Below are 20,474 nucleotides of genomic sequence, written 5' to 3' on the forward strand. Positions count from 1 at the left end.
GGGTGTTGACGACCCCGAGAGGCGTCACTAATATACGCGCCTCAAGACATTCCGCCTTAGCTCAGTTGGTAGAGCAAATGACTGTTAATCATTGGGTCGCTGGTTCGAGCCCAGCAGGCGGAGCCAAATAAGAAAAGGGCTTATCCATCGGGTAAGCCCTTTTTCTTTGCCCAATGGTTACCTCCTCTACAGCCAGCTGCTGCCCTCTACTCAGCCCGCCATCCAGTCACAAGCCCCGTTAAGCCTTAACCGAATTGTGGATACCAACAGGCATGGTAGAATTCCCAGCCTCGCCTATGAATTGTCGATAACACGGAGACAGGCTTTGACACTGCCCACCCGAAATGAGTTGAGCATGCATCAGGACCCAATCTCCATAACGCCATCACGCCACAACCGCTGGTATGAGCGAATCCTCCTGAATCCAGCATTCGGCCACCTTATTGCATTGGCCATTATTACCCTGGGCGCACAATTTCTTAGCTATCAATCCTGGGTTCAAAACGCTAATCAGGGGATTACCCTCGCCCTACTGGTGCTTTGCTACGCAGTCACGGCCTATTTGAGCAGCAACATCGCTAAATTTGTTGGAAGGCGAGCCATCCCCTATAACCTGGCCACAGTATTGATTGCTGTCGGCTTAGTGTTCACCTTGGTACTGTTTACCCGAATCGGCTATGCACGCACCTCACTTATCATCGGCCTTTCCCTGCTACTAACAATCCGCATCATCTCGGTTCTTATCAACCGCCGTTTTCGATACTTGAAGTTAGCCTGCGTCCCAACAGAGAGAATTGACAACATTCTTCCTCCGGTTTCTAAGAGTTTTGAATACCGTCTTCTGGACAACCCCAGTATGGGGGAAACCCGGTACGACGGGCTAATTGTCGATATGGAAGAACAACTTGAAGACCAATGGATACGTTTTGTGAGTCATTGCAATATTGCAGGACTACCCGTATTCAACGCCCGCAAGGTTGCAGAGACCATCAATGGCAAAGTAAACCTTTCTACTTTGCAAAGCATAGACTTGGCCAATCTTCAGCCACAACCGGTCTATCTGGCGGGCAAACGCGCACTGGATATACTGCTTACGCTGCTTGTAGCTCCCCTACTAATCCCTTTTTGCCTGATCGTCGCGCTCCTGATCAAGCTCGACTCCCCCGGCCCTGCTATTTTTGTTCAGCAAAGGATCGGAAAGGGGAATCGTATTTTCAGAATGTACAAGTTCCGCTCAATGCGGCCTAGAGAAGAAGGTGAAGGCACGGCGCAGTTTGCCGACCAGGATGCATACCGCATTACCCGCCTGGGGGCATTTATCCGCAAAGTGCGCATCGATGAACTCCCACAGTTTCTGAACATCCTGAAAGGTGAAATGAGCCTGATTGGCCCACGCCCCGAACAGCCAGAGTTTGTAGAGCAATTCGAAGAAGAAGTTCCTTACTACAGCTATCGACACATCGTGCGGCCAGGCATCACCGGCTGGGCCCAAGTCAATCAAGGCTACGCCAGCGACACTGAAAGTACACGAGAGAAGGTAGAACACGACTTCTACTACATCAAAAACCTATCCCCTGCACTCGACTTTCTGATTGTAATGCGGACATTAAAAACCATGGCCACAGGATTTGGGGCACTATAATGCACGATAGCAACCCGAAAATTTCCGTCATTATCCCCATCTACCAGCACTGGGAACTCACTAAGGTTCTGTTTTCTGCCTTGGCCAGACAAACACTGCCGAAAAGTCTCTGGGAATGCTTCATCGTTGATAACGGCTCGGATGTTGTGCCAGCAGCAGACACTCTACCGGATTTCGTAAACCTGCTTGAGTGCCACCAACCCGGCTCCTATGCAGCGCGCAACCTGGCACTTCAGCAAGCCCAAGGGGAACTACTGGTCTTCACTGACGCCGATTGCCGACCAAATCCCGACTGGCTAGAAATCATCTGGCGCCAGCACCTGGGCTGCAAAAAACCCACTCTGATTGCTGGTGGAGTCACTGTTCTGCGCTTTGACAATCTGAAACCTAACTGGATAGAAGTGTACGACATGGCAATGGGATTACCTCAGGAACGTTACACACGACACGGCTACGCGGTGACAGCCAATTTATCCATTCCCAGGACAGTATTTGACAAAGTGGGCGTCTTTGACGACCAACGCTTTTCAGGTGGTGATGCAGAGTTCTGTCAACGTGCAGGTCGGGCAAACATTCCTCTTGTATACTTACCTGAAGCCAATGTGGATCATCCAACTCGCCATAGCTGGGAGGAACTCACCACCAAGCTCAAGCGGGTAAAGGGGGGCCAGGTTCGTTCAGGCCCAGTGAGACGCCGAGCAAAGTTCATCGTAAAAACCTTTATACCCCCGGTTTGGGCATACTGGTTTGTCATCAGCAGCCCTAAAATCAATCGCTGCCAGAAAGTTTCATCTCTTCTCATTCAAACCCGATTATGGCTAACCGAGATGGCAATCACAGTTCGACTCTTGGCAAACGGCACGATGGAACGGCGCTGATATGGATGTAAATATGATTCCTGAAGTTTCAATCATCACACCATGCTATAACGCCCGGCACACATTGGCCCGGACTATCGAATCGGTACTCTCCCAGAACTTTCTGTCATGGGAGCTACTATTAGTCGACGATAAATCTACTGATGACACAGATCAGCACGCTCAAGCATTTTGTGATCGTGATAACAGAATCAAACTGATACGGCTAAAAGAAAATAGCGGTGCAGCAGTTGCGAGAAACAGAGGCATTGCCTCTGCCAGAGGACGATACATCGCTTTCATCGACGCCGATGATGAGTGGCACAAAGACAAGTTAAGCATTCAGATAAGCCAAATGAAAGAACAAGGCTGGCCCCTGTCGTACACCGCCTATACACGCATAAACCCAGAAGGCGCCTGTATCAACACTGTAGGTGTACCGCCAATCATACACTACCGCCAGTTGTTAAAAACCAATTACATTGGTTGCTCGACCGCTGTATATGACAGCGAGCAGCTAGGTAAAGTCTTTATGCCCGAGCTTCGCAAACGCCAAGACTTCGGCTTGTGGTTAAAAATTCTCAAGAAAACGACATCCGGATACGGAATTAATTTAGCACTAACACGATACTGCGTTCATCAAGACTCTTTGTCTTCCAACAAACGAAATACGGCAGGGTACAACTGGCGATTGTACCGAGATGAAGAGCAGTTGAACGCAATCATGGCAAGCTATTACTTTGCCAATTATGCCTTGCGCGGGGTATTAAGAAGTCGATTTCCCAAACTTGCCCTTTTCTTGGGAATCCACTTTCCTGTTCCCGCTCAATCTTCGAACGCCCGATAATACAAATATCTCGGGTGTCAGGAACACCCGTTACTCTCATCATCTGTCGGAAAGTAGCAATCTTCAAGGCCGTGATACCCTAGGGCTTGCGCAACAACCGACACCCGCCTCCAGACATAAAGAGCCTGCTCTTCATCAAGAACTTTTCGCCAAGCCCCATTATTAACCCGGATTCTGGACTTAACCTGATCCCTGCGAACCACCATATTCCCCTTTAACACGGCAGAGTCATACGCCGTTTTTCCTTCCTCCAGTATTGACGGATCAAAACTGTCGCCAATAAATTCAAACAAGGAAATAAAGGTCGCTTCAGGGGCCGCAGTCAGGTCTTCATAGCGAACAACATAGACATTACCAGAACCTGCGATTCCAGCGACGATGTGATTATCGTTAACCCATCTCTCAATGGCCAGATCAAGGTCACCAAAACGTTTGAATAACGATGCCACATTGTCTAAAGGGTTTCTGATTGTCACCAAAACTTTATGGTTAGGCGCAATAAACCCTGCACGGTCGATAAAATAAATATGCTTCGGTGTCTTTTCGAGAACATATTCCTTGCCAAGATATTCTGCGCAATAAACCCATTCGGACAACAACTTTGAAGCCGTAACAAGCGAATTTTTATCCGGCAGAAGAAACTCTGTTTCTCTTCCCACTGCAAAAATATTAGGATGATTGCCCAGCTTCGCAGCAAGCAGGGTCGTGCCACTATGGCCACAACCTGCCACCAACAGTGCTTTCTTGTCAGTTATCACTGGGCTAGCAAACAGGTCTTCAAGCTTCCTAAAAAAAAATCTCGAATAAATGACCAGCGCCTCTTTTATAGAGACTCGGTGAACAACCCTGTATTTGATAATCAAAAAACCTCCGCGTATTCCTTCAGCCTTCAGGATAAAACTAAATAGGAAAGGGGCTTACCTTTACCTGTTTAATCACGAAGTAAGCCAGCACCAGATTCCAGACGATCAATCCTGCTCCAGTAGCCAATGCAGCTCCCACAGCACCATACGTCGGAATCAAAAAAAAGCACAGAATCACATTGACGCTCAATGCCAGAATATGACCGGTAACGGCCCTATTTTCCTGATGACTCATTGCCAACACATTGCCAACCGAACCACAAAAAACACTGAACAATTGGCTCGCAGAAAGAATCACTAGTGGCCAAAATGCGTACGCAATATATTCAAGACCAAAAACAAGGCCGACTATCTGCTCACCAAAAAAGAGAAACAGACTCGCCGCAGGTAATGCAAACAAAAGTGCCAACCTGGAAGACAGTCTTAAGGTAGCTTGCAGTTTTTCTCGGTCACCTTGCTTGAAATAACGAGCAATATACGGTGCGACAATCATGTTAACTGTGGTCAATGGAAGAAGCACAAGCGCGGCACCACGGTCAGCCACCCTCATTCCAGCTACGGCTTCAGGTTCACCGAGAATCCCTAGAAGTACAATGGAAATTTGCGCTCCGAGCAATGTAACCGCAGATAAAAGGCTAAATGGAATCAGAGAGCGCGCCCAGAAGCCTATTTCATAAGTCCTATTGCCCTCCCGCATATCCGCAGGCGCTACAAGTACAAAGATTATTACTGCAATGATAAATGCCAAAGAGAAACTTATTAGCTGAGCATAAATGGCGAAGTTTGCACCCTTAATCCCCCAGAGATAAAGCAGAACAACTATCCCAAGAAGCAGAGCGGGTTGGATCAGTCTTAGTGGCAGCTCGGACCAAAAAGGCTGCCCCAGAGCCTTGGACATACCACATCGCACTGAGTTACCACCAATAAAGGGGATAATAAAGATGGCAATGAGCATGATAGCCCATTTTTTTTCTTCAAAGATCTCAGGAAAAAGCTGACTAGCGACCAGAAAAAAAACAAACACAAGAACGGAATAAAGCAATATCCACATCCCTGCCAGAGACACCAGTCCCCTTGCCAGAGAAAATTGTTCGGCCAACCGATAGCTAACTACTTGCCGTGTCGCAAACTGCTGCAAACCACTGGACACAGGAATCGCAAGCAAAGGAACCAATGCCATCGCAAAAGAGTAGTAACCGTATCCCTCTGGTCCAAGCAGCCTGGCCAACAACACACTGGTTGCCAATGTCAGGGGAATCCCCGCAAGACGCATCCCACCTACAGATAAGAAGTTTTTATATAAAACTGATTTGAGCATGTTCCCAACCCACTCTCTTTATATAGAACCGTAAAACAGAAGCTTGGAAAGCACTCATTCAGTCAGCGATAGCTCCCTATCTCTCGCCATACCCTTCAGGATTACTTTCCTGCCAACGCCAGTGGTCACAGCACATATCATCAATGCCGCGGGCAGCCTTCCACCCGATGACTTCTTCTGCATGGGCAGGATCCGCGTAACAGGTAGCCACATCTCCCGATCGACGTTCCACAATCTGGTAGGGAACGTCTCGCCCGCTGGCCTTAGAAAAGGCCGCAATCATTTCCAGCACACTGTAGCCTCGCCCGGTTCCCAAATTCACCGTCAGCAGACCACGATCGCCCTCTAAAGCCTGCAGTGCCGCCAAATGTCCCTGGGCTAAATCCATCACATGGATATAATCCCTCACTCCAGTGCCATCCGGCGTCGCATAATCTCCACCAAAAACACTCAGCTGTGCTCGCTTGCCAATGGCAACCTGTGCAATAAACGGCATGAGGTTATTGGGAATACCATTAGGGTCCTCACCTATTTCGCCACTTTCATGGGCGCCCACAGGATTAAAATAGCGCAGTAACGCCACCTGCCACCGGTTATCGCTGGAGTAGAGATCACGGAGCATATCTTCAATGTGCAACTTACTGGCACCATAGGGATTGGTCGCACTAAGAGGAAAGTTTTCCTTAATGGGCACAGAGGCCGGGTCCCCGTACACCGTTGCCGATGAGCTAAATACCAGAGTTCGCACCCCTGCCCGCTCCATGGCTTCCAACAAACGCACCGTGCCTACCACATTGCAATCGTAGTATTGCAATGGCTGCTCAACCGATTCACCCACCGCCTTCAGGCCAGCAAAATGGATCACGGAATCGATATCATGGTCGGCGAAAAGTCGATCTAGGCAATCCGCATCGCGAATGTCGCCTTTAATGAAAGTCAGCTCACGCCCAGTTAACCTTTGGACACGGCGTAGGCTCTCCTCGCTGCTATTGGTGAGGTTATCAAGCACGACAACCTCGCGCCCAGCTTCAAGCAGCAACAGCACCGTGTGAGAGCCGATATAACCGGCTCCGCCGGTGACCAATACTTTGCTCATGATTCATCATCCTGTTCCAAGGTTATCGCCTGAGCTGCCACCACCCGTTGAAATTAAACAGCCAAGCCAATCGTAGAATTAACCCACCGCGGCCATCGCTTTGCTTACGTTAACCTCGAACAAGTCACGAATTCGGCCTAGGGCTTCATCGTTATCTGCCTCAAAACGCAACACTAACTTCGGCGAAGTATTGGAGGCCCGACACAGGCCCCAACCATCGGCATAATCCATACGGATACCATCAATGACGCGGCGCTCGCCTTCGCCGAACTCCGCATTCGTCTGCAGATATTCCACGATACGGAATTTGTTCTCGTCCGTCACATTGATATTGATTTCCGGGGTCGTGCACAGCACCGGGTAGCGCCCGAAAAGGGCCTCCGCGCCTCCCTCTGTTCGGCTGATGATACCCAGAATCCTGGCAGCAGCCACCAAGGCATCATCAAAGCCGTACCAATCTTCAGCAAAAAAGATATGCCCACTCATCTCTCCTGCTAACAGGGCATCGGTTTCTTTCATGCGTGCTTTGATAAGGGAGTGTCCGGTTTGCCACATTTCTGGCTCCCCCCCGGCGTCCCTAATCACGTCGAACAGGGAGCCTGTGCACTTCACATCAAAAATAACTTTTGCGCCGGGATGCCTGCTCACCATATCCTCTGCCAGCGCCATTAGCAGAATATCCGGATACACCACCTCTCCAGCAGGTGTAACAACCCCAACCCGATCGCCATCACCATCAAAAGCCAATCCAAGGTCGGCCTTTTCTGCTTTTACGCTAGCAATTAAATCCTGCAAATTGTTGAGGTCACCCGGGTCCGGGTGATGATTCGGGAAGGTGCCGTCCACGTCAGTGAACAGCGGCACAACCTCACACCCTAACGCCTCAAGCACTTGCGGTGCCTGTAAACCAGTGATGCCATTGCCACAATCCACAACCACCTTCATAGGTCGCGCTAGGCTATGGGCGCTCAAAAACGCAGCCTGGTAGTCCACCAGCACATCCTGCTCACGATACTCGCCCTGCCCTTCAGCAAAGCGCTGATCTACAATTCTGCGATGCAACGCCTGAATGCGTTCACCCGAGAGTGTCACACCGTCAATCACAATTTTAAAACCATTGTAATTGCCCGGGTTATGGCTACCAGTCAGCATCACACCGGAATTAAGCCCCTCAATATGATGCGTTGCAAAATACAGCACAGGCGTCGGTACCAATCCCACATTCACTACTGCGCACCCGGTGGACTGAACACCCTCACTCAAGGCCAGCAACAAAGCAGGACCAGACAAGCGCCCGTCTCGCCCTATAGCGATGGCCGTCTGTCCTTGAGCTTGCACCTCGGACCCAATCGCCCGACCAATTTCATAAGCCCATGCATCCGTGAGCGTTTCGTTATAAATACCGCGAATATCGTAAGCACGAAAAATCGAAGCGGGAATGGGGTGAGTCATTAATGTCATCCTTGTAGGGCACAGAGCACACAACCAGCTGGCACAGCATGATAAGGGAGGGCTCTGTCCATTTGCATTCGTGTTTAATGTTATTGCGTCGCTTGCTTGCACGCGATATGGCGCGCTAACGACAGTGAGGAATCATCCACCTCATGGGCGCCATCAGGGTCCGCCAGAACCGCCAACATATCGGTGGCGATCACCTTACCCATCTCCACGCCCCATTGATCAAAAGGATTTATTCCCCAAATCACCGCTTGGGCAAACACCTTATGCTCATACATGGCCAGCAAGGAGCCAAGGGTTCTAGGCGACAACTCATCCAGCACCAGAGTGGTGCTGGGCTGATTACCCCGATAACGCTTGTAAGCAGGCAAAGCCAGCGTTGAATCCAAAGCCTGCTCGCCAAACGCCAACAAACGCGATTGAGCCAGGCAATTGGCGTTAGACAGAGCATGCTGGCCTTCCAATTCCACCGCCGCACCCGAATGTGCGCTTTCGGTATAGCGCCGTGCGGTCATCAAAAACTCGCACGCCACCGGCTGAGTACCCTGGTGCAACAACTGGAAAAAGGCATGCTGTGCATTCGGGCCAACCTCACCCCAAATCACCGGACAGGTGTGGTAATCCACAGGGTCGCCATTACGCGACACACTCTTCCCGTTAGACTCCATCTCTAACTGTTCTAAATAAGCAGGCAAATATTTTAAGCGGCCATCGTAGGGCAGCACTGCACGGGCGCGGATATCCAGAAAATTGATATTCCACACATCCACCAAAGCCAGCATAACCGGGATATTCTCGTGCCATGGGCGCTGGCGAAAGTGGAGATCCATGTCATGGGCACCCGCCAGCAACTCACGAAACCCATGCATCCCCACGGTAAGCGCAATGGGCAAACCAATAGCAGACCACAAAGAATAACGCCCGCCCACCCAATCCCAGAACTGTAACTGGTTAGTCGATGGAATCCCCCACCCGGTCATCTTGTCCGGTTGTGCGGAAATACCAATAAAATGGCAACGCAGCATCGCTTCGTTATCCATTTCAAGCCCCAGTGCACGGGCCATCCAGCTACGTGCCGTATTGGCGTTGTGCAACGTATCCACAGTAGTAAAGGATTTAGACGACACCAGCACCAGTGTCGTGCGCGGGTTCAGTTCCTGAAGCACCTGGGAAATCTGGCTGCCATCCATTGACGATGCGAAATGAAGGCTGGGCCGCACTTCTCCCTCTGCCAAGGGCGTCGAATGCAGCGCGAATGCCGCCATTAACGGCCCCAATTCAGATCCCCCAACGCCCACATTAACCACATCCGTAATCGCATCGCCCAATACACCCCGCCACTGACCTTCCAACACGCGCGAGACGATAGAGTCCATGATCTCCAGCTGGCCATGGATCTCAGCAGCTTGATCAGACGGATCACGGAGCAACCAGTGCTTGGCACTGCGGTTCTCGGTGCAATTCACCTCTGCACCGGCAAATAACGCCTCACGCCAACGATCAAGGCCCCGTTCATCGGCCAAACTCACTAATAAATCACGGGCATGAGACGACACCCTCTGCTTGCTCAAGTCTACCAAGAGGCCATCGCTCTCAAGGCAAAAATGGGCACACCTTCCCAGCTCTTGAACGAAAAAATCAGGCAAATGCAAAGAGCCTTCCTCACGGGCAAAGCTTTCAAGCTGCAGCCAGACCGAACTCTCGGTTAGATCATTTTGTTCAGGCACCATGCCTAGCTCCGTCCAATTCCACGATATTCCAGTCCCTGTGCCTTAACAAATGCAGGGTCATAAATATTACGACCATCGAGAATAAGCCCGGTCCGCATCTCTTGTTTCAAACGCTGCCAATCTGGGCTCCAATAAGGTTTCCACTCGGTGACCAGCATCAACGCATCGGCGCCCAAGGTGGCCTCGTAGGGGGTATCACACAGCAACAGTTCTCTATTTTGCTTCTCAGCCCAGCGTTTTAAATCGGGCAAGGCCTTGGGATCATGCACAGCCACGTCCACACCCTGCGCCCATAACGCTTCTATAATCTTCAAGGCAGGCGCGTTTTCTACCCGGGCGGTGCCCGGCTTAAAGGACGCCCCCCAGATCGCAACCCGCTTACCTTTTACACAGCCGTTGCAGTACTGCCAAAACTTGCGAAACAGAACTTCTTTTTGCCGCTCATTGGTATGCAACACCTGTTCTAGTAGACCAGGCTCCGCAGCTTTCTGCTGCTGAGCATCCAGCAAAGCCAGTACATTACTGCTCAAGCCAGGCCCGCCAAATCCACAGCCAGGGTAAAGGTAAGCCTCACCGATACGAGAGTCTGCCCCCATTGCGACCCGTACCGCATCAATATCAACGTTCAACGACTCCGATAAGGCGGCCATGTCATTCATAAAACTGATTCGGGTAGCCAAAATGCCGCTGATGGCGAGTTTTGCGAACTCCGCCTCCCGCAGGCTCATCACCTGAAGAACATCTTTACGCCGATTGAAAGGGCGCAGCAGCTCACGCATCAGGGCCTCGCCTTCGCGTTCATAGCACCCCAGCAAAATACTCTCAGGACGAGTAAAGGTCAGGAAAGCATTCCCCTCCTGAATCAAATCTGGCAAAGCCACTAGAGCCGCATCATAGCCTGCAGACAATATGTATTGCCGCAATCGTTCCGCCACCCCTACGGGCCCCACGGTCTGATTCACCACCAATCGACAACCCCCAGGCTTTACATCAACGTCGAGAATATCCTCTGCCAAGGTTTCGTTGCCCGGTGACAAAGCAAGAAACACCACCTCAGAGGGGGAGAGATCAACCGCGTTCTGTCCTCTTAACAAAGGAACCAAACGGCCCGCGTTGATCTGCTCAACATACAAGCGGTCCAGCCCTTGCTCGCTAAATAACGGTTGCTCTTGATTTAGCTGCTCATGCTCCTCTATACCAAATACGTACCAAGCTACCTGATGCCCGGTCTGAGCAAGCGCCGTTGCCGTTACCTGGGCGCATAACGTGTCGCCATAAACAGCCACCTGCATATCACCAAACCCTTCGCGTTATCCTCATACGATAGACACCCGCAAGCAAAGTACCTGCAGAGCCCAATAAAACATCCACATTAGTGCTGGCTAGCTTCGGCCATCATGGCTCTGGCATGCTCGCCCAAATCTGGGTGTCGCGCAGCATAATGGAATATAGCGCGCAAATAGCCCACCTTGTTACCGCAATCGAAGGTCTGACCACGCATGGAATAAGCTTCCACAGGGCTTTGCTTAATTAATGTTGCAATCGCATCGGTGAGCTGAATCTCGTTACCTGCCCCGGGTTGTGTCTCGGCAAGAATGGCCATGATTTCACCGGGGAGAACATAACGGCCCACAACGGATAACCGAGACGGAGCCTCATTAATAGGCGGTTTTTCTACAATGGCGCGCATGGCCGCAGAATCACCAGCTTTGGGGGCATCCCCCTCCAGAGCCACGATTCCGTATTGATCAACCCTCTGCGCGGGAACCTCTTCCACCATAATTTGGGCGGCAGACGTATCATGGTAACGGCGGACCATAACCGCCAGATCCTCTTCTATATCCTGGCAATCCACCAACACATCAGGCAGCAACACCGCGAAAGGCTCATTGCCTATCACCGGGGCGGCACAGGCAACCGCATGCCCCAGCCCCAGGGCTTGATGTTGGCGCACAGCAATAATGTTTACATCCGCCGGAAGGATATTCTGCAGCGTATCCAGCAAAGCCGTTTTGCCTTTCTTTTCAAGCTGATGCTCTAGCTCAAATTGGGTATCAAAATAGTCTTCAATCGCACTCTTAGAAGAATGGGATACCAATACAATATCTTTGATCCCTGCTCGAACGGCCTCCTTTACCACGTACTCAATAGCCGGTCGGTCCACAACGGGCAACATTTCCTTCGGAATCGACTTAGACGCCGGCAACATGCGCGAACCAAACCCCGCCACCGGTAACACTGCTTTTCTAACCATTATGCCCTCTCTTAACCACGCACCGCCCAAGGCTTAGCACCAACAATCCGATAAGTGCGCCCGCCACATTACCGGCCATATCGCTCCAAGTGGCGGAACGCCCCGGAATCCATATCTGTACCACTTCAATAACGGCCCCAAGAGAAATGATGGCCATAAGAACAATTAAAAAAGGAGCCCCAAGCCATGCCAACAACAAGGCAATCAAGGCGCCAAAAAAAACATGCGCGTACGCATCCACATTGCCCAAATGAAGCAACTGACTAATCGACTCCCTTAATTCTCCTGGCAGTAATGCACCCAAAATAAAAATTGTCACACTGAAAATAAGAAATAAAAGAGACCGCTTTTTACGCTGCATGGCATTCCAAGATTAATCACTTCCAAAAAGATCACGGGTGTAAACCTTGTCAGCCACCCCTTCCAGTTCACTCACCATACGATTAGAAACAATCACATCACAGGTTTGAATAAACGTTTCAAAATCGCGAATCACCACCGAATTGAAAAATGCCTCCTCCACCAGTGCCGGCTCGTAAACCACGACTTCAATACCTTTCGCCTTCAGCCGCTTCATAACACCTTGGATGGAAGAGGCCCTAAAGTTGTCCGACCCAGCTTTCATCACCAACCGGTAGATACCCACACGGGCGGGGTTACGGCGTAAAATATCTTCGGCTATAAAATCTTTACGTGTCCGGTTGGCATCCACAATGGCCTTAATCAAGTTATTCGGCACATCCTCGTAGTTAGCCACTAACTGCTTGGTATCTTTGGGCAAACAATACCCCCCATAACCAAAAGAAGGATTGTTGTAATGCCCTCCAATCCGCGGATCAAGGCAAACCCCCTCAATGATTTGACGGGTATTCAAGTTATGGGTAGCGGCATAGCTATCCAGCTCATTGAAATAGGCCACCCGCATAGCCAAATAAGTATTGGAAAAAAGTTTAATCGCTTCTGCCTCGGTTGAATCTGTGAATATCACAGGAGGAGCAACGGTTTCCGCCCCCTGAACAAGCAAGTCAGCAAAAATACGAGCGGCCTCACACTGGGCCCCTACAATGATTCGAGAGGGGTGCAAGTTATCATGCAGGGCTTTACCTTCCCGCAAAAACTCCGGAGAAAAGATGATATTTTCAACACCAAAACGTTCCCTCAGCGTCTTCGTATAACCCACCGGCACCGTCGATTTAATTATTATGGTAGCGCGGGGATTAATAGCCAGCACATCACTAATTACCAGCTCGACACTACTCGTATTGAAATAATTTGCCTTTACGTCGTAGTCAGTGGGAGTCGCCACTACTACAAAATCGGCACCTTCAAATGCCATCTTTTTATCGGTTGTCGCGTGCAAATCCAGCGATTGCGCTGTCAGAAAGGACTGAATTTCAGCATCCTCAATCGGGGAAATTCCGTTTTGAACTTTCTCTACCTTTATGGCATCAATATCTAGCGCCACTACGGTGTTATTCTGGGCCAGCAACACCGCATTGGATAACCCGACATACCCCATTCCCGCCACTGCAATTTTCATTAATTTCCTCAATCCCAAACAGCTGAAAAGCTTCCGTATCGTCCATCCATCAAAACAAAATAACGCTTAAGCTAAATATTCTGGCCGCGCAAAAACTCAAACGGAGCGGTATTCTACGATCCGCAGTTTACAAAGGCACCGCCAACATAGCCAAAAGAGGCTAAAGGTGGAAGGCTTACCTTACCGCCTTATTGAAAGGCACTATGTTGCATTGTTGATAAGAAGCCAATCCATTGGCCCTATCCTTTTCACACGGAAACGAATGGAAGCTCCGCACCGACAAACCCGTAAACGTGGATGCAATAAGCCGCTATTGGAGTGGAATCCAAACGTTCACTGGCTGGCCGACGGCCCGAAAATGTGCATCAAGCTTATCGACCAGAGCACGTTTAGCGCCTTCATCGCCGTGCACCACGCGAATTTCTTCAGGCCCCCGCGCTATTCCTGCCGCGAACCGAAGTAAATCCTGCTGATCACCATGGGCTGAATAACCGCTAATGGATTCTACTGCAGCTCGAATGGGGTAGGTTTCTGCCTCTAGCCTCACACTGCTGCCCTGCTCGCTTCGCTGGATCTCCCTGCCTGGCGTCCCTGCAGCTTGATACCCCACAAACAGCACATTGTGGCGCGCATCGCCCAGCATCGCTTTTAGGTAATTCACAATGCGGCCACCGGCACACATGCCACTGGCGGCAATCACCACCGCCGGCCTTGCGGTGCCAGCCAAGTGACGAACCATTTTCATGTGTGCCTCGTGGCTGTCCACCGTTAGTAGCTGCTCAAACGCCAACGGCCGGCGGTCTGCCCGCAAGCGTTCGCGGGCCTCCTCGTCCCAGTAAGGCTCAAGCTCCCGGTAAACCTGGGTAAACCGGCTCGCCAATGGAGAATCAAGAATTATCGGCAACTCATCCCAGTCCAGAAACGGATGCATGGCGGCGCCCCGTTGGCGGTGGATAATCGCCTCCAACTCATAAAGCAGCTCTTGGGTACGGCCAATACTGAACGCAGGAATCAATAAGGTCCCCTTGTCACGCAAGGCCTTAACCAACGCATCTTCTAAGCGCTGCTGCCGCGTCTCCCGCCCTTCATGAAGACGATCCCCGTAGGTGCTTTCTATCACCAACACATTCGCAGCCGGTGGGGGCTCCGCTGCCGGCAGAATTGGCGCATCAGCGGCCCCTAAATCCCCGGAAAACACCGTGATGTGCTCACCGGCCAATCGGCAAGACACATGGGCCGAGCCCAGGATATGCCCCGCCCTGCCCAAGCGAATCTCCGCCACCGTTCCATCGGTCATCTCCAGGGCATGCCAATAGCCAAACGGCACAGGCACTAACGCCGCCTCCAGCCGCGCCATAAAGCGCTCCACATCTGCCGGCTTGCGGCTCCCCCCTAAGCGAAAGGCATCTTCCAACACAATGGGCAGCAACTTGGCCGATGGGCCGCTACAGTAAATCGGCCCGACATAACCCGCACCCAACAACCACGGCAGCCGGCCCACATGATCAATATGCACATGGGTGAGCACCACGGCCTGGATCCGGGAAATATCGAAATCGATGGCCAAATCATCTGCGCTAGCCCCAGCTGGACCAACATCACCGCCCTGGAAAAGCCCACAGTCGATGAGCACAGAACTGCCTGGGCTAGCCACCCATTCATGGGCGGAACCCGTTACACCACGCACGGCACCATGATGAAAAAGATGAGGAAAACCGCCTTCAGGCAGGTTATTGGAACGTTCCATGTGAACTCCTCCACAATGTCGAGGCAGGCCCTCCTTGGCCCGGGGCAAATCCGATCACAGTAGAATACCGCATTACGGCTATGCTTAATCCGCTCTGCGCAATCAGCTAGCCCTTACACAATGGCCGCGATCAGCTGCTTAACACAGGCTTCAATGTCGTTTTCAGCGGTATTCACCACAAGCTCCGGCTTGCTCGGGGCTTCGTAAGGGCTGTCGATACCGGTAAATTCCTTAATGATGCCCTGGCGCGCTTTCTGGTACAGGCCTTTGGGGTCGCGCTTCTCGCACTCTTCCAGCGGCGCATCCACAAACACTTCCACAAACTCACCGTCGTCAAACAATGCACGGGCCGCATCACGGTCTGCACGGAACGGACTGATAAACGCCGTCACCACAATCAAGCCCGCATCTACCATCAACTTAGCCACTTCAGACACCCGACGGATATTCTCGGTACGGTCTTCATCGCTCATGCCCAGGTTCTTGTTCAAGCCATGGCGAACATTGTCACCGTCTAACAAGTAGGTGTGATTACCCTTCTCGGTCAGCGCCACTTCCAACGCATTGGCCAGCGTGGATTTGCCAGAGCCAGACAACCCGGTCAGCCAGATACACTTAGGCTTTTGCCCCTTAACCTTGGCGCGGTCGGCCTTGGACACATTTGATTCATGCCAAACCACGTGGGCTTTGGAATCGTTCGCTTTTTCCTGGTACGGAGACTTCTCAGACATGCAAAATTCCTTCAATTGAACGTTCACGTTAAAAGTTGAGAAGGACAACCCTCAACTTCCGGGCTCAGCCATGCTGTATGCCCTCGATCATAGCCGCCAGCATCCTTGAGTGTTGCTCTAGCTCAGAAAGCCAACGGCCGGCTTTTTCCTCGTTGATGTAACCGATTCCATGGCCCGAAAGCCAAAATCCTTAAACCCGGTAAAATACCGCCACATCACCACACAAAGCGCAGTACCGCGCTTCCATACATCCAGATTTTCAAACCGAAGCAACCATGCCCCTCCTGCTTGGCTCCCTCCATGGAGCTCAATATTGTTTTGTTTTTCCTTTCAACTTTGAACGTCTCACTTTCAACTCAAAGCTGCTCGGCATAGTTCCTCGGCATAGCCTCGCTAGAACCGCCAAACCATCGGAATAACGCTAAGGCTAATCACCGCCACCACCACACTCATGGGAAAACCTATCTTCAGGTAATCGCGGAAAGTGTAACCGCCCGGCCCCATAACCATCAGGTTGGTTTGGTAGCCCAGCGGGGTCATAAAGCTGGCGGAAGCAGCAAACATAACCGCTACAATAAAGGGCATAGGGCTCACCCCCAACTGCTCGGCCACGCCAATGGCGATGGGAAAAACCAGCACCGCCGCCGCATTGTTGGTGATCATTTCGGTGAAAATCGCAGTGAGCAAATACACGATCACTAGCGCCATAAAGGGCGACAAACCGCTATCCGGGATAGCCAGCTCCACAATCCACGCCGCCGCACCGCTAGACTCCATGGCCTTGCCCAGCGCAAAAGAAGCGCCAATGACGACCAGCACCGGCAGGTTCACACTCACGTTCATCCGCGAACGGTTTACCGATACACAGCGTAACGCCAGCATCAGGCCTGCGGCCAGCATGGCGGCTTCCAGGGTAGAAGCCAGCCCCAGTACATTGGCTAACACCATAGCCACCAGCACGGCCACCGCCAGCGGCGCTCGGCGAAAATCCGGTGGGGTAGAATCTTTCAACGGGCTCACCAGCATAAAATCGCGCCGGTATTGATACTGCTCCACAAACTGTTCGCTCGTTTCCAGCAGCAGGGTATCGCCCACCTTCAAACACTGCTCGCCCACCTTGCCTGGCACCCGTTTACCATTTCGGCTAATACTTAAAATGGCCGCCTGGTAACGGGTGCGGAATCCGGTTTCCTTCACCGAACGGCCAATGCCGGGAAATTCCGGGCTCAACACCACTTCCACTAAATGTCGCTGATGGTTGTTGAGCCCTAACTTGTGGGCCCCACCATGGGCAGCCTGCAAGCCATTAATACGCTGCAATTCCCGAGCGCACTCCGGCACCCCAACAAAAGCCAGTAAATCCCCTTCCTGCAAGGTCATTTCTGGGCCCACTGCCGTAAACAAACGCTCGTCACGCTGAATATCCGTTAGAAAGCCGTGGGTAAGATTGCGCAGCCCCGCATCCTGAATCGTGCGGCCCGCCAGTGGGCTACCTTTCGCCACCAGCATTTCCACATGGTACTCGCGGGCATCTTCCCACTGGGATGCCATGCTCGCCCGGTTGGGCAGCAAAAAACGGCTTATTAACAACATGAAAGCCGCCCCCCCTAACAGCACAGGAATGCCCACCCAGGCCACATCGAAAATACCGAACGCCGGCAGCCCTTTTTCCTGAACCAGACCATCCACAACCAGGTTGGTGCTGGTGCCAATTAAGGTACAAGTACCGCCGAGAATCGCCGCGTAACTCAGCGGCAACAGCAGTTTGGACGCCGATAACCGTAACCGTTGCGCCCACTCTTGCACCGCAGGAATCATCATGGCCACAACGGTGGTGTTATTGAGAAAAGCACTCAGAATTGACGCTGGCGCAATTAGCCTAAACTGGCTGGAAAGCACAGATTTTGGCTGCCCTAATAACCGGTGCGCCACCCAATAAATCGCCCCGGTATCCCGTAGCGCAGCCGCCACCACGTACAGTGCCGCAATGGTCATCAACCCCGGGTTAGCAAACCCAGACAGCGCCTCCCCCGGCGAGACAATCCCGCTTACCATCACCAACACCAGCGCCGCCATCATGGTCATATCCGCAGGCACACGGTTACTCACCAGTGCGCACAGCACAGCCAACACAACCAATAGTGTTATCAGTATTTCCAGGGTCATTAGAGCAACCAGACAAAGCCCACGCCGCGCAGCAAATCGCACAGCCAAACCGGCATTTTACAGGGCAAACGGAATATAAAAAGGGGGAGGTTAGTCGAATATAGAATAAGCAAAAGCCCAGCATGCCTACAGAATCATGCTGGAGTACCGTAGCGGCTAATCTAGCCTATAAAACAGGGCTAAAGGATAGGGGCATAGAAGCAAAGAATGACGAGGTAAGCCGGGTTCGCCCGACATACCTCCCCAAAAAAAGACTATTCAGTAACGCTAACGGCTTTGCCGGTAAAGGCCGGCAATTCACGTACCGCAAGGCTCTCGGGTGACTCAGCACCCACCCCCTCTGGCTGATACCCATTGACATAACTACGCAGTAAAGCCCGCATAGCATCCTGGTCGGCACGGCTTAACGCCTTACGGAACGCCTCCAGGGCAAAATGCACCTCGTCCCAGCTCAGTTTTTCCTCATGGGCCTGCATAATCATTTCATGCTCAGTGCGGATGCTGCACTCACCAATCAATAACTCTTCATAGAGCTTCTCACCGGGCCGCAGGCCGGAAAAGGCAATCTCAATATCACCCTCCGGCATTTTCTCATCACGCACCGTCATCCCCATCAAGTGCACCATGGTGCGAGCCAAGTCAACAATGCGCACCGGCTCACCCATATCCAACACGAATACTTCGCCGCCCTGGGCCATGGCACCCGCCTGAATCACTAACTGGGACGCTTCAGGGATGGTCATAAAATAGCGAATCACATCCGGGTGGGTCACCGTTACCGGGCCGCCCTTACGAATCTGGTCACGGAACAAGGGCACCACTGAACCAGACGAGCCGAGCACGTTGCCAAAGCGCACCATCGAGAACACCGTGTCCGAGCCCCGAGCGGCTAAGGCCTGAAGCACCAGTTCTGCAAAACGCTTAGTGGCCCCCATCACGTTAGTTGGGCGAACCGCCTTATCCGTGGACACAAGAATAAAGTGCTTCACATGAGCAGCTTCTGCTCCCAGTGCGGCCTCCAGCGTCCCCAAGATATTATTGCGCACTCCGGCCGTAGGGTTAGCCTCCACAATCGGCACATGCTTGTACGCTGCCGCGTGGTACACCGTATCCACCCGTTGGTCACTGCAAAGCCGCTCCATCAAGCCCCGGTTCACCACTGAACCCAGCACCGCTTCAATTTCAACGCTTTTACCAAGGCTGTCCGCCATTGCCCACAATTCTTTCTCAATGGCATACAGCCCAAATTCACTTTGATCGAGCAACACCAAGCGGGAAGGGTTCAACTTAAGAATCTGGCGACAAAGTTCGCTACCAATGGAGCCCGCCGCGCCCGTCACCAGAACATGCTTGCCGCTAATACAGCGCGACAGTAAATCCGCGCGGGGGGGCACCGGGTCACGGCCCAGCAAGTCTTCGATAGACACGTCTTTGACTTCTTCAAGCCGCGCCTTGCCGCTAGCAATATCCGCAAACGAAGGCACCGTCTGCACATGCACATTCAGGGTTTCCAGCCAGCGCACCACTGCCATCCGTGTGGCGCGGCTCTCAGACGGCAGAGCCAGTAACACCGTACGAATAGCCCCCCGCCCTACCGCTTTTTCCAAAGCGCGCCGCCCCACCACCGGCACACCGCAAAGCAGCATCCCCTGTTTGCCGGGCGCATCGTCTACAATCATCAGCGGCTGCAGTTCGGCGGAAGACAGTAACCCCGACACCAGCTGAGCCCCCGCCCCACCGGCACCGAATACCGCCACCGCTTCACGCAAGGTATGCTTACCTAGCACGTTATAAAGGAAACGGCGCATCATAAAGCGGCTGCCCCCTAGGTATAGCACTAGCAGCGCCCAGAAAATAATAAACACCGAACGCGGGGTGGAGCCCGACACCATATAAGTCGTCGCCGCCAGCAGCACCACCGAAAGGGTCGCTCCAAACAGGATAGACCACGCCACTTCAGCCCCCAGGTAACGCACAACCGAACGGTAAAAACCGAACGCATATAGCACCGGCAGCACCATCAACGGCGCAGCAATCAGCAACCATAAGTCAGCCACTTCCGGGGCGGCGGTATTGAGGCGCAAGCCATAGGCAAGCCAGAGTAATAGCGGTGCGGCGACTGCATCGGCACCCAGCATTACCATTCTTTTCGCAGTACGAGGGAGTGACACCATCCGGTGCACAGAGGTGTAGAAGTACTTGTTTTTCATAATAGGTCAGTCCAT

General features: G+C 52.1%; 16 protein-coding genes and 1 tRNA gene. 4 read left to right on the forward strand and 13 right to left on the reverse strand.

Annotated features, from left to right (window positions below):
* The first annotated feature begins 50 nt into the window (after positions 1-50).
* The 4 genes from Y017_RS02235 (at position 51) to Y017_RS02250 (ending at position 3,346) form a co-directional block, all read left to right on the forward strand.
* Positions 51-126, forward strand: a tRNA-Asn gene (locus tag Y017_RS02235).
* A 229-nt stretch (positions 127-355) separates the two neighbouring features.
* Positions 356-1,642 carry an exopolysaccharide biosynthesis polyprenyl glycosylphosphotransferase gene (locus tag Y017_RS02240; protein WP_035458549.1) on the forward strand — a complete coding sequence of 429 codons (1,287 nt, stop codon included), beginning with the start codon at positions 356-358 and terminating at the stop codon, positions 1,640-1,642.
* Complete coding sequence (locus tag Y017_RS02245) at positions 1,642-2,520, forward strand: glycosyltransferase family 2 protein (protein WP_011588226.1); 879 nt, start codon at positions 1,642-1,644, stop codon at positions 2,518-2,520. Before Y017_RS02240 ends, Y017_RS02245 begins: the two co-directional genes overlap by 1 nt.
* 13 nt (positions 2,521-2,533) lie before the next feature.
* Positions 2,534-3,346: a glycosyltransferase family 2 protein gene (locus tag Y017_RS02250; RefSeq protein ID WP_231483334.1), complete on the forward strand. Its 813-nt coding sequence runs from the start codon at positions 2,534-2,536 to the stop codon at positions 3,344-3,346.
* Positions 3,347-3,363: 17 nt separating this feature from the next.
* Here the strand turns inward: Y017_RS02250 and Y017_RS02255 are convergent, their stop codons facing one another.
* The 13 genes from Y017_RS02255 to Y017_RS02315 form a co-directional block, all read right to left on the reverse strand.
* A complete protein-coding gene (locus Y017_RS02255) occupies positions 3,364-4,209 on the reverse strand; it encodes a sulfotransferase (RefSeq protein ID WP_035458551.1) in 846 nt (281 codons plus the stop codon).
* A gap of 37 nt (positions 4,210-4,246) precedes the next feature.
* The gene (locus Y017_RS02260) at positions 4,247-5,527 is read right to left on the reverse strand and encodes an oligosaccharide flippase family protein (RefSeq protein ID WP_011588223.1); all 1,281 of its coding nucleotides are present in this window, start codon (positions 5,525-5,527) and stop codon (positions 4,247-4,249) included.
* 76 nt (positions 5,528-5,603) lie between these two features.
* Positions 5,604-6,623 carry a UDP-glucose 4-epimerase GalE gene (gene galE, locus Y017_RS02265; RefSeq protein WP_035458552.1) on the reverse strand — a complete coding sequence of 340 codons (1,020 nt, stop codon included), beginning with the start codon at positions 6,621-6,623 and terminating at the stop codon, positions 5,604-5,606.
* A 78-nt stretch (positions 6,624-6,701) separates the two neighbouring features.
* Entirely contained in the window at positions 6,702-8,084 is a 1,383-nt protein-coding gene (locus tag Y017_RS02270; RefSeq protein ID WP_051428680.1) for a phosphomannomutase/phosphoglucomutase, read from the reverse strand.
* Positions 8,085-8,164: 80 nt separating this feature from the next.
* Positions 8,165-9,811: a glucose-6-phosphate isomerase gene (pgi, locus tag Y017_RS02275; RefSeq protein WP_035458556.1), complete on the reverse strand. Its 1,647-nt coding sequence runs from the start codon at positions 9,809-9,811 to the stop codon at positions 8,165-8,167.
* Positions 9,812-9,813: 2 nt separating this feature from the next.
* On the reverse strand, positions 9,814-11,103 hold the full coding sequence (locus tag Y017_RS02280; RefSeq protein WP_035458557.1) for a nucleotide sugar dehydrogenase: 1,290 nt from the start codon (positions 11,101-11,103) through the stop codon (positions 9,814-9,816).
* 80 nt (positions 11,104-11,183) lie between these two features.
* On the reverse strand, positions 11,184-12,065 hold the full coding sequence (gene galU / locus Y017_RS02285) for a UTP--glucose-1-phosphate uridylyltransferase GalU (RefSeq protein ID WP_035458558.1): 882 nt from the start codon (positions 12,063-12,065) through the stop codon (positions 11,184-11,186).
* Positions 12,058-12,426: a VanZ family protein gene (locus Y017_RS02290; protein ID WP_011588217.1), complete on the reverse strand. Its 369-nt coding sequence runs from the start codon at positions 12,424-12,426 to the stop codon at positions 12,058-12,060. The genes galU and Y017_RS02290 overlap by 8 nt, the downstream gene beginning before the upstream one ends.
* A 12-nt stretch (positions 12,427-12,438) precedes the next feature.
* Positions 12,439-13,605 carry a nucleotide sugar dehydrogenase gene (locus Y017_RS02295; protein ID WP_035458559.1) on the reverse strand — a complete coding sequence of 389 codons (1,167 nt, stop codon included), beginning with the start codon at positions 13,603-13,605 and terminating at the stop codon, positions 12,439-12,441.
* Between the two features lie 310 nt (positions 13,606-13,915).
* Positions 13,916-15,352, reverse strand: coding sequence for an MBL fold metallo-hydrolase (locus Y017_RS02300; protein WP_197017534.1), 1,437 nt, complete (start codon positions 15,350-15,352; stop codon positions 13,916-13,918).
* A gap of 113 nt (positions 15,353-15,465) precedes the next feature.
* The gene (cysC, locus tag Y017_RS02305; protein WP_011588214.1) at positions 15,466-16,083 is read right to left on the reverse strand and encodes an adenylyl-sulfate kinase; all 618 of its coding nucleotides are present in this window, start codon (positions 16,081-16,083) and stop codon (positions 15,466-15,468) included.
* A 393-nt stretch (positions 16,084-16,476) separates the two neighbouring features.
* Positions 16,477-18,249, reverse strand: coding sequence for an SLC13 family permease (locus Y017_RS02310; RefSeq protein WP_035458560.1), 1,773 nt, complete (start codon positions 18,247-18,249; stop codon positions 16,477-16,479).
* 254 nt (positions 18,250-18,503) lie between these two features.
* The gene (locus Y017_RS02315; RefSeq protein WP_231483335.1) at positions 18,504-20,459 is read right to left on the reverse strand and encodes a nucleoside-diphosphate sugar epimerase/dehydratase; all 1,956 of its coding nucleotides are present in this window, start codon (positions 20,457-20,459) and stop codon (positions 18,504-18,506) included.
* Between the last annotated feature and the right edge of the window lie 15 nt (positions 20,460-20,474).

It is taken from the genome of Alcanivorax sp. 97CO-5 (genome assembly GCF_000524665.1).
In the GTDB taxonomy this organism is placed as follows: domain Bacteria; phylum Pseudomonadota; class Gammaproteobacteria; order Pseudomonadales; family Alcanivoracaceae; genus Alcanivorax; species Alcanivorax borkumensis.

Coding starts and splice junctions, on each gene's coding strand:
- Y017_RS02295 (WP_035458559.1), bottom strand. CDS start 13,605: ATGAAAATTGCAGTGGCGGGAATGGGGTATGTCGGGTTATCCAATGCG.
- Y017_RS02310 (WP_035458560.1), bottom strand. CDS start 18,249: ATGACCCTGGAAATACTGATAACACTATTGGTTGTGTTGGCTGTGCTG.
- Y017_RS02250 (WP_231483334.1), top strand. CDS start 2,534: ATGATTCCTGAAGTTTCAATCATCACACCATGCTATAACGCCCGGCAC.
- Y017_RS02270 (WP_051428680.1), bottom strand. CDS start 8,084: ATGACATTAATGACTCACCCCATTCCCGCTTCGATTTTTCGTGCTTAC.
- Y017_RS02290 (WP_011588217.1), bottom strand. CDS start 12,426: ATGCAGCGTAAAAAGCGGTCTCTTTTATTTCTTATTTTCAGTGTGACA.
- cysC (WP_011588214.1), bottom strand. CDS start 16,083: ATGTCTGAGAAGTCTCCGTACCAGGAAAAAGCGAACGATTCCAAAGCC.
- Y017_RS02280 (WP_035458557.1), bottom strand. CDS start 11,103: ATGCAGGTGGCTGTTTATGGCGACACGTTATGCGCCCAGGTAACGGCA.
- pgi (WP_035458556.1), bottom strand. CDS start 9,811: ATGGTGCCTGAACAAAATGATCTAACCGAGAGTTCGGTCTGGCTGCAG.
- galE (WP_035458552.1), bottom strand. CDS start 6,623: ATGAGCAAAGTATTGGTCACCGGCGGAGCCGGTTATATCGGCTCTCAC.
- galU (WP_035458558.1), bottom strand. CDS start 12,065: ATGGTTAGAAAAGCAGTGTTACCGGTGGCGGGGTTTGGTTCGCGCATG.
- Y017_RS02245 (WP_011588226.1), top strand. CDS start 1,642: ATGCACGATAGCAACCCGAAAATTTCCGTCATTATCCCCATCTACCAG.
- Y017_RS02315 (WP_231483335.1), bottom strand. CDS start 20,459: ATGAAAAACAAGTACTTCTACACCTCTGTGCACCGGATGGTGTCACTC.
- Y017_RS02240 (WP_035458549.1), top strand. CDS start 356: ATGCATCAGGACCCAATCTCCATAACGCCATCACGCCACAACCGCTGG.
- Y017_RS02260 (WP_011588223.1), bottom strand. CDS start 5,527: ATGCTCAAATCAGTTTTATATAAAAACTTCTTATCTGTAGGTGGGATG.
- Y017_RS02300 (WP_197017534.1), bottom strand. CDS start 15,352: ATGGAACGTTCCAATAACCTGCCTGAAGGCGGTTTTCCTCATCTTTTT.